Source organism: Dactylosporangium sp. CA-052675 (genome assembly GCF_050947935.1).
Lineage (GTDB): Bacteria > Actinomycetota > Actinomycetes > Mycobacteriales > Micromonosporaceae > Dactylosporangium.
This window is the reverse complement of record NZ_CP192010.1, coordinates 5,673,818-5,686,488: the sequence shown is the minus strand read 5'-3', so window position 1 is coordinate 5,686,488 and position 12,671 is coordinate 5,673,818. Positions and strand designations below refer to the sequence as shown.

The following is a 12,671-nucleotide window of genomic DNA, read 5'->3' as shown; positions in this document are numbered from 1 at the left end:
CGTGGAGGCGGGGGCGGATGACTGGACCGTAGGCCCGCCGCGCCGGGCCGGACAATCGTTTGCCACGACTTGCCAAATCGATCAACGGCGCTCCACTGTAGACCGCGAAATGGCATGGCAACTCGATGGCAAACGCTTTCCTAAGGGATTCCGGCGCTGCTACGGTCCGCAGCTACCAATTGCCGATGCTCGATTCACCGCCAAGGAGTCGACATGAGCATCCGAACGGTGCTGCCCCTGTCCGTGGCAGCCCTCGCCCTCGCCGCGGTGGCCGCCGTCGCCGGCCCGGCCCTCGCCGCCGACGACCCGCCCCGCGCCCAGTACCACGAGATGCACGCCAACTGCACCGTCAACCACACGCTGAGCGACGACCCGATCGTCTTCCCGGGTCTGCCCGGCGCCTCGCACAACCACTCGTTCATCGGCAACCCGACCGTGAACGCGAGCTCCACCCCGCAGTCCCTGGTCGGCGGGGCCACCTCGTGCGAGGACACCCTCGACGCGTCCGGCTACTGGTTCCCGACCCTGCTGCAGCGCGGCGTGCCGCTGCAGCCGGACAAGCCGACCGTCTACTACAAGTCCGGCGTCAAGGACTACCGCACCGTCAAGCCGTTCCCGGCCGGGTTCAAGCTCCTCGTCGGCGACGCGAAGACCCCGGACGTCGCCCACTTCACCGGCAACTGGCAGTGCACCGGCTACAAGGGCGCGGACATCCCGCCGTCCTGCCCGCCGGGCTCGACCCTGCAGGTGCGCCTGGTCGCCCCGAGCTGCTGGGACGGCGTCCACCTGGACACCGCGGACCACAAGTCCCACATGGCGTGGCCGGTCTCGGGCGTCTGCCCGGCCGATCACCCCGTGCCGCTGCCGATGCTGGAGATCAAGCTGCCGTACCCGCTGAAGAACGGCGACACCGGCGGCCTCGTGTACGCCTCCGGCCCCAGCTACACCTTCCACTACGACTTCATGAACGGCTGGGACGCCGCCCGGCAGCAGTACCTCGTCGAGTACTGCATCAACGGCGGCCGGCAGTGCAACGGCTTCGGTGAGGACCCGAAGAAGCCCTGACGCCGATCGGCTCGGGGACCGGCCGCGCCCGTTCCCCGAGCCGTCACCGCCCGCAACGTCCAGGACGGTACGGTTGCGAGGTGACTGACGACGTCGCGCGGCCCGGCATCGCGCCCGGCGCCCGGAGGCGGTCCGCGGGGACGATGGTCGCCGAGCTGTACGGCGAGCTCGCCCCGCACCCCGGCGCCGAGCCGGACGCGTACGGCCTGTTCCTCACCCGCTCCCTCGCGATGGGGTGGCTCGACGACACCTCGGCCGGCGGGGGTGCCGAGGACCGCACGACCCGCGCGCCCGGCCTGTGGTGCGTGAACGACGCCGGCTGGACGCACCCCGACGCCGGGCCGGGCCTGGTCGCCTGGTTCCAGGTCGACGTCACCGCCCCGGCCGGCGACCGCCCGCTGCCCGTGCAGCCGTTCCTGAGCTGCGCCCACGACGCCGTCGCCCGGGCCGGCACCGCCGACGTGACCGCGGTGCGCCTCGAGCTTCCGGTCGGCGGCATCGACCCGCGCACGCGCCCGCCCTACGCGCCGGTGCCCGCGCTGCACACCGCCGGCTGGTTCGACACGGCCGCGGCGTGGACGGCGGTGGAGCTCGACGCGGGTCCGGCGAGCCTGGAGGGCCTGCACGTGTACCGCGACGGGCGGCTCGCCGAGTGGTCGGCCGAGGCGATCGGCTGGCTCGGCGAGGTGCTCGCCGACCGGGCCGCCTGGGCCGGGGTCCGCGCCCCGCTGCGGCTCGCGGTCCGGCGCGTGGGCGGCGGCTCGCCGGATCCCGCCTGATCGAAGCACGTCGCTGCCGTGACCCGTCGGCCGTCATTCGCGCCGGGTGTCGGCGCCCGCGCCGCGGGCTGGTCCGCTGGATGCATGAGCAATCCGGAGCGGGAGCGGATGGCGGAGGTCGGCCGGCCGGAGGACGGGCTGGCGCAGGCGAGCCCGTGGTACCGCTGGGGTCCGTATCTGAGTGAGCGCGCCTGGGGCACGGTGCGCGAGGACTACAGCGACGGCGGGGCGGCATGGGAGGCGTTCCCGCACGACCACGCGCGGTCGCGGGCCTACCGGTGGAGCGAGGACGGGCTGGGCGGGATCTGCGACGCGCAGCAGCGGCTGTGTTTCGCGCTCGCGTTCTGGAACGAGCGGGACCCGATCCTCAAGGAGCGCATCTTCGGGCTCACCGGCACGGAGGGCAACCACGGGGAGGACGCCAAGGAGTACTGGTGGTACCTCGACGCCACCCCGAGCCACAGCTGGCTGCGGTGGCGCTACCACTACCCGCAGCGGGCGTTCCCGTACGAGGACCTGGTGGCGCAGAACCGGCGGCGCGGCCGGGAGGAGCCCGAGTACGAGCTGCTGGACACCGGCGTCTTCGACGACGACCGGTACTTCGTCATCGAGGCCGACTACGCCAAGGCCGACCCGGACGACGTGTGCGTCAAGGTGCGGATCACCAACGCCGGCCCCGAGCGGGCGCCCCTGCACGTGCTGCCGACGCTGTGGTACCGCAACACCTGGTCCTGGGACGACATGCCCCGGCCGAGCCTCGAGGCCCGGGGCGACGCCATCGGCGCCGGCAGCATGACCCTGCGCGCCGAGGGGGAACCGCCGCAGCTGTACTGCGACAACGACACCAACGCCGAGCGCCTCTTCGGCGCCGAGTCGGCGGTGCGCTTCCCCAAGGACGGCATCAACGACCACGTCGTGCACGGCGCCGACACCGTGAACCCGGCCCGCACCGGGACCAAGGCCGCCTTCTGGTACCGGCTCGCCGTCGACCCGGGCGAGACCGTCGAGCTGCGGCTGCGCCTGGCGGAGCACCCGGACGGCCCCGCCTTCGACGACGTGTTCCGGCAGCGGGAGCGGGAGGCCGACACGTTCTACCGCGAGGTCGCGCCGGCCGGGACGAGCGACGAGGACGCCCGCATCATGCGGCAGGGCTTCGCCGGGATGATCTGGGGCAAGCAGTTCTACCACTACGACGTGGCCCGCTGGCTGGCCGGCGACCCCGCGCAGCCGCCACCCCCGCCGGCGCGGCGGCAGGGGCGCAACGCGGGCTGGCGGCACCTGGACGCGGCCGACGTGATGTCGATGCCGGACCCGTGGGAGTACCCGTGGTTCGCCGCCTGGGACTCGGCCTTCCACGCCGTCGCGCTCGCGCACCTGGACCCGGCCTTCGCGAAGTACCAGCTGACGCTGCTGTGCCGCGAGTGGTTCCAGCACCCCAACGGCGCCATCCCCGCCTACGAGTGGGCGTTCGAGGACCTCAACCCGCCGGTGCAGGCCTGGGCCGCGCTGCAGGTGTACGACATCGACGGCCGGCGCGACCGCACGTTCCTGCACCGGGTCTTCTCCAAGCTGGTGCTGAACTTCACGTGGTGGGTGAACCGCGAGGACGCCGACGGCCGGAACCTGTTCGAGGGCGGGTTCCTCGGGCTGGACAACATCGGCCCGATCGACCGGTCGCATCTGCCGCCGGGGTACCGCCTGGAGCAGTCCGACGCGACGGCCTGGATGGCGTTCTACTGCCTGAACCTGCTGGAGATGGCGCGTGAGCTGGCCGCGCACGACCCGGCGCTGGACGACCTCGTCGTCAAGTTCCTCGAGCACTTCGCGCTCATCACCGAGGCGATGGGCGGCCAGGAGCTGTGGAACGAGGAGGACGGCTTCTACTACGACATGCTCCGCGCGCCCGACGGCTCGGCGGTGCCGTTGCGGGTGCGCTCGATGGTCGGCATCATCCCGCTCTTCGCCACCAAGGCGCTGCGCGAGGAGGACTTCCAGCGGGTCCGGGCCCGGTGCAAGAGCCTCGCCGACATCCCCGCCGAGCACGTGATCCACGCCGACGGCGGCGGCCGTTTCGTGGGCGTCGGCGTGGCCGGCTCCGGCCGGGTGCGGCGCATCCTGCCGCACCTGTTCGACGAGGAGAGCTTCCTGTCGCCGTACGGCCTGCGCGCCCTCTCGCGCTGGCACGCCGAGCACCCGTTCCGCCTGGAGCTGCCCGGCTGGACCGCGAGCGTGGGCTACGAGCCGGCGGAGTCGACGACGGGCATGTTCGGCGGCAACTCCAACTGGCGGGGTCCGCTGTGGATGCCGCTGAACTATCTCGTGCTGCGGACGCTGGCGGACTACGACGCGAACCTCGGCGGTGGGGTGAAGTTCGAGTACCCGACGGGGTCGGGCCGGATGCGCACGGCCGGGGAGATCGCCGAGGACCTGCGGCAGCGGCTGCTGTCGCTGTACCGCCGCGGACCCGACGGCCGCCGTCCCGCGCACGGCTGGGTCGGCAAGCTCCAGCACGACCCGAACTGGCGCGACAACCTGCTGTTCTACGAGTACTTCCACGGCGACAACGGCGCCGGGCTCGGCGCGATGCACCAGACCGGCTGGACCGGCCTGCTCGCCGAGCTCGTGGCGCGCCCGGGGGTGCGCCGATGATCGCCCTCGGCCGCCAGGTCTGCGGCGACCTCGCCGCGGCGAGCGCGCGCGAGTGGCTGGTGACCGACGGCCTCGGCGGCTACGCCATGGGCACCGTCTCGGGCCTGCGCACCCGCCGCTACCACGGGCTGCTGGTCGTCGCCGAGCCCGGCGGCAGCGCCCGGCGGCTCGGCCTGGCCGCGATCGAGCCCGTGGTGCGCATCGGCGATCGCACGGTGCGGCTGGCCACCGACGAGTGGGCGGGCGGCAGCGTCGACCCGGCCGGCCACCGGCACCTGGCCGAGTTCCGCATCGACGAGGGGGTGCCGCGGTGGCGCTGGGATCTCGGCGACGTGGTCGTCCAGCGCGAGATCGCGATGGCCCACGGGCGGGCCGCGGCCGGCGTGCTGTTCACCGTCGTGCGCGCGCCGCACGAGATCACCCTGGAGCTCACGCCGCTGTGCACGTGGCGGGACGCGCACGGCGAGCGCACCGCGTACGGCGAGCCCGCGGTCGCCGCGGCCGCGGACGGGTTCGTGTTCGAGGACGCCTACCGGGTCACCGGCCCGGGCTGGCGGCCCGGCGGGGACTGGTACCACGGCGTCTACGCCCGCGAGGAGGCGGCGCGGGGCCTCAACGCCGTCGAGGACCTGTGGGCGGCGGGGCGCTTCGAGGCCGGGCTCGCCTCCGGCGGCACCGCCGAGATCACCGCCGCCGCGACACCCTTCGACGGGGCCCTGCCCGCCGCGGCCGGCCTCGTCGCCGCCGCGCGCAAGCGGGCCCGCAAGCTCGTGCGCCAGGCCGGGGTCCGGGATCCCGCCGGCCGGCAGCTCGCGATCGCGGCCGACCAGTTCGTCGTGGACACTCCGGCCGGGCCGGCGGCGGTCGCGGGCTACCCGTGGTTCGGCGAATGGTCACGCGACCTCATGACCTCGTTCGAGGGCCTGTTCCTGTCCACCAACCGGCACGCCGACGCCCGGGCGGTGCTGCTGCGGGCCGGCGCCACGGTGTCGGAGGGGATGCTGGCCAACACCGCGGACACCGGCACGCTGGAGTACAACACCGCCGACGGGGCGCTGTGGTTCGTGCACGCCATCGGCCGCTACGCCGCGGTCACCGGCGACCTCGACACCGTCCACGCGCTCGCCGGCCCGGTGGTGGAGATCCTGACCCGCCACCGCGACGGCACCCGCTTCGGCATCGCCGCCGACCCGGCCGACGGCCTGCTGAGCCAGGGCAAGCCCGGCTTCGCGCTGACGTGGATGGACGCGCGGGTCGACGGCCGTCCGGTCACCGAGCGGCGCGGCAAGGCCGTCGAGCTCAACGCGCTGTGGATCTCCGCGCTCGCCTCGGCCGCCGAGCTGCTGGGCTCCGCCGAGTTCGCCGCGTACGCCGACCGGGCCGCGGCCTCGTTCCGCCGCCGGTTCGTACGCCCCTACGGGGCGGGGCTCTTCGACGTGGTGGACGGGCCGGCCGGGGACGATCCGGCGGTACGGCCGAACCAGCTCCTGGCCGTGTCGCTGCCGCACGCCCCGATCCGCGACGCGGCCCCGGTCTCGGCGTGCGCCCCGCTGCTCACGTCGCTCGGCCTGCGCTCGCTGGCCCCGTCGGAGCCCGCCTACCGGGGCGTGCACCGCGGCGGCCCGGCCGAGCGCGACGCCGCCTACCACCAGGGCACCGTGTGGCCGTGGCTGATCGGCCCCTACGCCGACGCCTGCGCCCGCCTGGGCCTGCCGACGGCCGGCCTGCTGGACGGCCTCGAGCTGCACCTGGCCGAGTGGGGCCTGGGCTCGGTCTCGGAGACCGCGGAGGGCGACGCCCCGCACGCGGCCACGGGCTGCCCGTTCCAGGCCTGGTCGGTCGCCGAGCTGCTGCGCGCCCGCCGGCTGCTCGCGGCCTGAGGCGTCACAGCAGGTCCCGCAGGGCCGCGACCGCCTCGGCGACCGGGATGTCGGTCAGGTACGGGTCGCGGTGGTCGCAGCCGGGGCCGTTGTCGCGCGCCGGGTACAGCTCGGCGGTCCGGTCGGCACCGCAGCGCGGGCAGCGCATCGCCCACGACAGCAGCGCGCGGTGCCGGTGCTGCTCGACCGGGCCGGCGTTGACGGTGTTGCCGATCCAGTACAGCCCGACGGTCGCGGCGCCGACGGCCTCCGCCAGGTGCAGCGGCCCGGTGTCGTTGGCCACGACCACGGCGCAGCCCTCGTACAGCGCCGCCAGCCCGCCCAGCGACAGCCGGGCGGCGAGCGGCCGCGCGGGGGCCCGCATGCCGGCGACGACCGCGTCCACGAGGTCGCGCTCGGCCGCCGCGCCGGTCACGACGACCTCGGCGCCCTCGGCCGCCGCGGCGTCGCCGACGGCCGCGAACCGCTCGGGTGGCCAGCGCCGCCTGGGGTCGGCCGCGCCCGGGTGCAGCGCGACCCGTGGCCGCCGCGGCGCGCCGGTCGCTTCGAGCGCCTCGCGCCGGTCGGCGTCGCGCACGGTCACCGACGGGCGGAAGCCGACCGGCGCCGCGCCGACGAGCGCCACCACCTCCAGGTACCGGAACACCTCCGGCTGGTGGACGGTGTAGCGGATCCACCGGTCGAGGGCGGGCGCGTCCTCGGCCCGCAGCCCGGCCGTCAGCCCCGGCCGCAGCGACGTCAGCAGCGGGTTGGAGTGGGCGCCGCCGCCGTGCAGCTGGAGCCCGAGGTCGAACCGTTCGGCCCGCGCCGCGGCCCGGAACGCGTCCGCATCGGCGGCCGACCACGACTCGCCCGGGTCGGCGGCGCGGATGCCCGGGGCCGGCGGGACGACGATGACCCGGTCCACCGGCCCGGGCCGGTCCCGCAGGAACCGGGCGTGCCACGGTGCGCCGAGCAGGACGAGCTCGGCGGCCGGGAACGCCGCCCGCACCGCGGCGAGCGCCGGGGTCGCGAACAGATAGTCGCCGAGGGCGTTGGCCCGCAGCACCGCGATCTTCGCGACGCCCGGGAGCGCGGCTTCGCTCATCGGCGGCCGGACGGGTGCACAGTCATGCGGGGCCGCTACCCGCCGGGCCGCCGCCCACGCCCGCCGTTTGCCCGATCGCGGCGCGGGTAGGCGGCGGGCGTGATCGGTGCGCGCCTGCGACGGCGAGAGGACGGGCGCCTCGTGCGCGGGGCCGGGCAGTACGTCGGCGACATCCGCGTCCACGGGTGCCTGGACGCGGCGTTCGTGCGCAGCCCCGTCGCACACGGCGAGCTGCGCGGCGTCGACCTGAGCCGGGTGCGGGCCGTGCCCGGGGTCGTGGCCGCGTTCGCCCACGCCGACCTGCCCCACCTGCCGCCGACCCCGCCGATGCTGGACCCCGCCTCGATCGAGGGCCGCCCGTGGCCGCCGCTGGCCACCGGCCGGGTGCGGTTCTACGGGGAGCCGGTGGCCGTCGTGGTGGCCGCGGACCGCTACCTGGCCGAGGACGGGTGCGATGCCGCGGTCGTGCGCGTCGACCCGCTGCCGGCGCAGCTCGACCCCACCGAGGCGGCCGCCGGCGGCGTGGAGCTGTTCGCGGGGCTGAGCAACGTGGCCGCCGAGCGCGAGTTCGGCACGCCCGCCGACGAGGGCGTGTGGCGCGACGCGGCGATCGTGGTCGAGGCGCGGTACCGCCAGCAACGGCTCGCCCACACCTCCATCGAGCCCCGGGCGATCCTGGTCCGGCCCGAGGCGGACGACGGGCTGACGGTCTGGGTGTCGCACCAGGCCCCGCACCGGCTCCGCCACGACCTCGCCGAGGCGTTCGGCCTCGAACCGGACCGCGTGCGGGTGATCGTGCCCGACGTCGGCGGCGCGTTCGGGGGCAAGAGCGAGACCTGGCCCGAGTATCTCGCGATCGTCGCCGCCGCGCGCCGGCTGCGGTGCCCGGTGCGCTGGCTCGAGGACCGCCGCGAGGCGCTGGGCGGGCCGCCGCACGGGCGCGGGCAGCACCAGCGCGTCCGGCTCGCCGCCGACGCCGACGGGCACATCCTCGCCTACGAGCTGCACATCGACGCCGACGTCGGGGGCTACCCGCACACCGGCGCGTTCGTGCCGCTGGCGACGTCGATGATGGCCACCGGCGCCTACCGGATCCCGAGCGTCCACGTGCGCACCCGGGCCGTGGTCACGAACGCCGCGCCGACCGCCCCCTACCGCGGCGCCGGCCGGCCCGAGGCCGCCTTCGCGATCGAGCGCACCGTCGAGATCCTCGCGCGCCGGCTCGGCCTCGACCCGGCCGAGGTGCGGCGGCGCAACTTCATCCGCGCCTTCCCGTACGAGACGCCGACGGGCTTCACCTACGACAGCGGCGACTACGCGGGCGCCCTCGAGGTGGCGCTGCGCGAGCTCGGGATCGAGCGGTGGCGCGCCGAGCAGGCCCGCCGCCGCGCCGCCGCTCAGTGGCCGATCGGCATCGGGCTGTGCACCTACGTCGAGCGCTCCGGCGTGGGGGAGGAGTTCGGGGCCGTCGAGGCGCGCCCGGACGGGACGTTCGTCGCGCTCAGCGGCTGCTGCGGCACCGGCCAGGGCCACGAGACGTCGTTCCCGCAGGTGGTCGCGGACGTGCTGGGCGTCGACCCGGCGCTGGTCCGGCTCGTGGAGAAGGACACGGCGGTCGTACCGTCCGGCGTCGGCTCGTTCGCCAGCCGCTCGATGCAGACGGGCGGGGCCGCGCTGCACCGGGCCGCGACGAAGCTCGTGGCCACGGCCCGGCGGCGGGCCGCCGAGGTGCTGGACGTGCCGGTCGCCGGGGTCGAGTACCGGGCCGGCGCGCTCGTCGCGGGCGGGCGCTCGGTCCCGCTCGCCGAGCTGGCCCCGCTGCGGGCGCAGGACACGTTCGGCCCGCCGGAGGCGTTCCCGTTCGGCGCGTACGCGGCCGTCGTCGAGGTCGACCCGCAGCTCGGCGCCGTGCGGGTGCTCGACCTCGTCGCGGTCGACGACTACGGCGTCGTGGTGAACCCGCTCATCGTGGACGGGCAGGCCCGGGGCTCGATCGTGCAGGGTCTCGGCCAGGCGCTCTACGAGGGCGTGCGCTACGACGCCGGTGGCCGCCCGCTCACCCTGAGCCTGCTGGACTACCTGGTGCCGACCGTCTCCGAGCTGCCGCCGGTGCGCCTCGCCGAGACGTGCACCCCGAACCCGAACACCCCGCTGGGCGCCAAGGGCGCTGGGGAGGCCGGCTGCATCGGCGTGCCCCCGGCGGTGCTCAACGCCGTCGCCGACGCGCTCGGGCTCGACGATCCGCAGGACCTGCGCATGCCGGTGGTCCGGTGAAGCCGGCACCGTTCGAGTACGTGGCCGCGCGCAGCGCCGCCGAGGTCCTCGACGCGCTGGCCGACGGCGGGACCCGGGTGCTCGCCGGCGGGCAGAGCCTGGTGCTGGAGATGAACGCCCGCGCCGCCCGCCCCGCCCGCCTCGTGGACATCAACCGGGTGCCCGGCTTCGACGGGCTCGAGGTCGTCGGCGACGAGCTGCGGGTCGGCCCGCTCGTGCGGCACCGGGCGTTCGAGTCCGGCCGCGTCGGGGGTCCGCTCGGCTCGCTGCTGCGGCGGGTGGCGCGGCACATCGCGCACCCGCCGATCCGGGCGCGCGGCACGATGCTCGGCAGCCTCGCGTACGCCCACCCGGCCGCCGAGTGGCCCGCGGTCGCCGTCGCGCTCGACGCCCGGCTGGAGCTCGCGAGCGCCGCCGGGAACCGTTTCGTCGCGGCCGCCGACTTCTGCACCGGGCCGTTCACGACCGTGCGGGCGGCGGGGGAGCTGCTGGTGGCGGTACACCTGCCGCTGCTGCCGCCCGCAACGGCCGTCGGCTTCGTGGAGCACCGGCGCACCCAGGCGAGCTTCGCCACCCTCGCGGCCCTCGCGGCGGTGACGGTGACCGGTGGCCGGGTCACCGCCGCCCGCATCGGCCTGGTGAACGCCGCCGACCGCCCGGTGCGCGCCGCCGCCGCGGAGCGGGCGCTGGCGGACCGGCCGTTCGACGAGGCGGCGATCGACGGCGCCGCCGCCACGCTGGAGCATCCCGCCGGGGTGCTGGTCGGGCGCGCCCTGCGCCAGGCCCGGAACGGGGGCTGAAATGCGCGTCACGCTGGCCGTCAACGGCAAGGCCGTCGAGCTGGAGGTGCCGCCGCGGCGCACCCTCGCCGACGCGCTGCGCGAGGAGTGCGGCCTCACCGGCACCCACCTCGGCTGCGAGCACGGCGTCTGCGGGGCGTGCACCGTGCTCGTCGACGGCGAGGCGGTGCGCTCGTGCCTGATGTTCGCGGTGCAGTGCGACGGCCGGGCCGTGCGGACCGTCGAGGGCCTCGAGCACCCGATCCAGGCCGCGTTCTCGGCCGAGCACGCGCTGCAGTGCGGGTTCTGCACGCCGGGGTTCCTGATGCTCGTGGCCGGTGCCCTGGAGTCGGACCCGGCGGTCCTCGACGATCCGCGGCGGCTGCGGGAGCTGCTGACGTCGAACCTGTGCCGGTGCACCGGCTACGAGGGGATCAGGCGCGCGTGCGAGAGCCTGCGCGGGCTTCGCCCGCCGCCACCGGGCTGAGCCGCGTCACTTGCCCCGCGCGGAGCGGGTGGCCCGGTTGTTGGCCTTCTGGATGGCCTCGACGAGCTCGGCCTTCGTCATCCGGCTGCGGCCGGTGATGTCGAGCCGGCGCGCCTGGTCCATCAGGTGCTGCTTGCTGGCGTTGGCGTCCACCCCGCCCGCGGTCTTCGCGCGGGTGTTGCGCCCGCCGGCGGCCTTGGCGTCGCTCGGGCCCTTGCGGCCCTTCGCCTCCCAGTGGTCGCCGGTCTTCTCGAACGAGTGCTTCACCGCGGCGACCGCGGTGCGGTGGGCGCGCTCGCCCTCGCCGTACTCCTCCACGGCGGCGTCGTGCGCCTTGACGTAGGTGTCCTGGGCCTTCTTCGGCGACCGCTTGAGCGTGCTCGGCATGTCCTTCCTGGCGGGCATCGCATCCTCCTTCGAACGTGAACCTCCAGGTCGCATTCCCGCCGGACCGCCGATCAAACGCCCCCGGTCTCACCCCGCCCGGAGCCGCGGCCGGCCCGGGCGCCGGGCGCTCAGCCGAAGCTCTCCCGGTACTGCGTCGGCGACTTGCCCGTCAGCTCCCGGAACGCCGCGTTGAACGCCGACAGGGAGGTGTACCCCACCGCGAAGGCGATCTTCGTGACCGGGGTGTCGCCCGCGGCCAGTTCCTCGATCGCGCGCATGATCCGCATCCGGCGCAGCACCGCGCGCCAGGTGAGCCCGGTCTCGTCCTCGAAGCGGCGGGCGAGGGAGCGCGGGGCGAGCCCGATCTCGGCGGCGAGGTCCTCGAAGCGGACCTGCTCGGCGAGCCGGTCCTCGGTCAGCCGCAGGGCCCGGCGCAGCTCCGGCGACCGCCCGGCCGGCACGACGACCGGGCTCGGGGTCTGCGCGAGGCGCCAGGCGACGGCGGCCAGGGCGGCGAAGAGCTTCTCGCCGTACCAGGGCAGCGGTTCGGTGCTGTCGCCGAAGGAGCCGCACTCGGCCAGCAGCGCCCGGGCCAGCGGGCTGAGGTCGAAGACGGTCAGCGGCGCCGGCGTCGGCTCGGTGAACCCGGGCTCGAACAGCACCGACGCCGTGGTGACCGGCTGCGGGAGGCTGACCTGGATCGGCTCGCCGGCCGCGATGAGCGCGGCCCGGGCCGGCGGCAGCAGCCAGGCACGGCCCCGCGCCTCCAGCCGGAGGGCACCGGCGGAGGCGCAGAGCAGGTAGTGCCGGTCGACGCACAGCTCGCGCGCGGGTTCGGGCGCGAAGGTGCGCACGAAGCTGTACGCCTGCCGGGTCATCTCAGGCCACCGTCTCCAGCAGTTCGGCGTGGAAGCGCCGGCTCACCGGGGAGCCGGTCATCATGGGCCGCAGCACCTCGCCGGAGCGGATGAAGGCCTCGGAGGCGAGGTACGGCTTGAACGACTCCTCATCTTGCCACTCGTGCACGACGGTGACGGTCGAGTCGTCCTCCCGGGAGGCGTACACCCGGAACGCGAGATTGCCCGGCATGGCGCGGATCTGGCCCCGCTCGGTCTCGAGCTGGGCGAGGGCCGCGGGCCGATCGGCGGCGGCGGTCTGGAAATCGAGAATCGCGATGAACATGCACCGATCCTCGCGTCTCCGGACCTGTGGCTGCCGCCGCCGGTCGGACACGTTCACGCTTCCATCGGACATCCGGGCACGGCCTCCGCAGCCCGCCGGTGA

The 12,671-nt window shown here is 75.4% G+C and carries 11 protein-coding genes; 7 read left to right on the top strand and 4 right to left on the bottom strand.

Going from position 1 to position 12,671, the window contains the following annotated elements; genetic code table 11:
* The first annotated feature begins 213 nt into the window (after positions 1–213).
* The 4 genes from ACQP1P_RS26040 to ACQP1P_RS26025 all read left to right on the top strand — a co-directional run bounded on the left by ACQP1P_RS26040 (position 214) and on the right by ACQP1P_RS26025 (position 6,373).
* The gene (locus ACQP1P_RS26040; RefSeq protein WP_433073698.1) at positions 214–1,065 is read left to right on the top strand and encodes a DUF1996 domain-containing protein; all 852 of its coding nucleotides are present in this window, start codon (positions 214–216) and stop codon (positions 1,063–1,065) included.
* Positions 1,066–1,145: 80 nt separating this feature from the next.
* The gene (locus ACQP1P_RS26035) at positions 1,146–1,844 is read left to right on the top strand and encodes a hypothetical protein (protein ID WP_433073695.1); all 699 of its coding nucleotides are present in this window, start codon (positions 1,146–1,148) and stop codon (positions 1,842–1,844) included.
* A gap of 84 nt (positions 1,845–1,928) precedes the next feature.
* On the top strand, positions 1,929–4,493 hold the full coding sequence (locus ACQP1P_RS26030; RefSeq protein ID WP_433073692.1) for an MGH1-like glycoside hydrolase domain-containing protein: 2,565 nt from the start codon (positions 1,929–1,931) through the stop codon (positions 4,491–4,493).
* Positions 4,490–6,373 carry an amylo-alpha-1,6-glucosidase gene (locus ACQP1P_RS26025; protein WP_433073689.1) on the top strand — a complete coding sequence of 628 codons (1,884 nt, stop codon included), beginning with the start codon at positions 4,490–4,492 and terminating at the stop codon, positions 6,371–6,373. The genes ACQP1P_RS26030 and ACQP1P_RS26025 overlap by 4 nt, the downstream gene beginning before the upstream one ends.
* A 4-nt stretch (positions 6,374–6,377) precedes the next feature.
* On the opposite strand, the gene ACQP1P_RS26020 is transcribed toward ACQP1P_RS26025, so the two are convergent.
* Entirely contained in the window at positions 6,378–7,460 is a 1,083-nt protein-coding gene (locus ACQP1P_RS26020) for a glycosyltransferase family 9 protein (protein WP_433073686.1), read from the bottom strand.
* A gap of 99 nt (positions 7,461–7,559) precedes the next feature.
* Here ACQP1P_RS26020 and ACQP1P_RS26015 point away from each other — a divergent pair, with 99 nt between their 5' ends.
* The 3 genes from ACQP1P_RS26015 to ACQP1P_RS26005 are packed head-to-tail and all read left to right on the top strand — an operon-like array spanning position 7,560 to position 11,000.
* On the top strand, positions 7,560–9,734 hold the full coding sequence (locus ACQP1P_RS26015) for a xanthine dehydrogenase family protein molybdopterin-binding subunit (protein WP_433073684.1): 2,175 nt from the start codon (positions 7,560–7,562) through the stop codon (positions 9,732–9,734).
* Complete coding sequence (locus ACQP1P_RS26010) at positions 9,731–10,534, top strand: FAD binding domain-containing protein (protein ID WP_433073681.1); 804 nt, start codon at positions 9,731–9,733, stop codon at positions 10,532–10,534. The genes ACQP1P_RS26015 and ACQP1P_RS26010 overlap by 4 nt, the downstream gene beginning before the upstream one ends.
* Before the next feature lies 1 nt (position 10,535).
* On the top strand, positions 10,536–11,000 hold the full coding sequence (locus ACQP1P_RS26005; RefSeq protein ID WP_433073678.1) for a (2Fe-2S)-binding protein: 465 nt from the start codon (positions 10,536–10,538) through the stop codon (positions 10,998–11,000).
* A 6-nt stretch (positions 11,001–11,006) separates the two neighbouring features.
* On the opposite strand, the gene ACQP1P_RS26000 is transcribed toward ACQP1P_RS26005, so the two are convergent.
* From ACQP1P_RS26000 to ACQP1P_RS25990, 3 genes are all read right to left on the bottom strand, one after another.
* Complete coding sequence (locus ACQP1P_RS26000; protein ID WP_433073675.1) at positions 11,007–11,405, bottom strand: ChaB family protein; 399 nt, start codon at positions 11,403–11,405, stop codon at positions 11,007–11,009.
* A gap of 110 nt (positions 11,406–11,515) precedes the next feature.
* Positions 11,516–12,265, bottom strand: a complete 750-nt coding sequence (locus ACQP1P_RS25995) for a helix-turn-helix domain-containing protein (RefSeq protein ID WP_433073672.1) — start codon at positions 12,263–12,265, stop codon at positions 11,516–11,518.
* 1 nt (position 12,266) lies between these two features.
* Positions 12,267–12,569, bottom strand: a complete 303-nt coding sequence (locus ACQP1P_RS25990) for a putative quinol monooxygenase (RefSeq protein ID WP_433073669.1) — start codon at positions 12,567–12,569, stop codon at positions 12,267–12,269.
* Between the last annotated feature and the right edge of the window lie 102 nt (positions 12,570–12,671).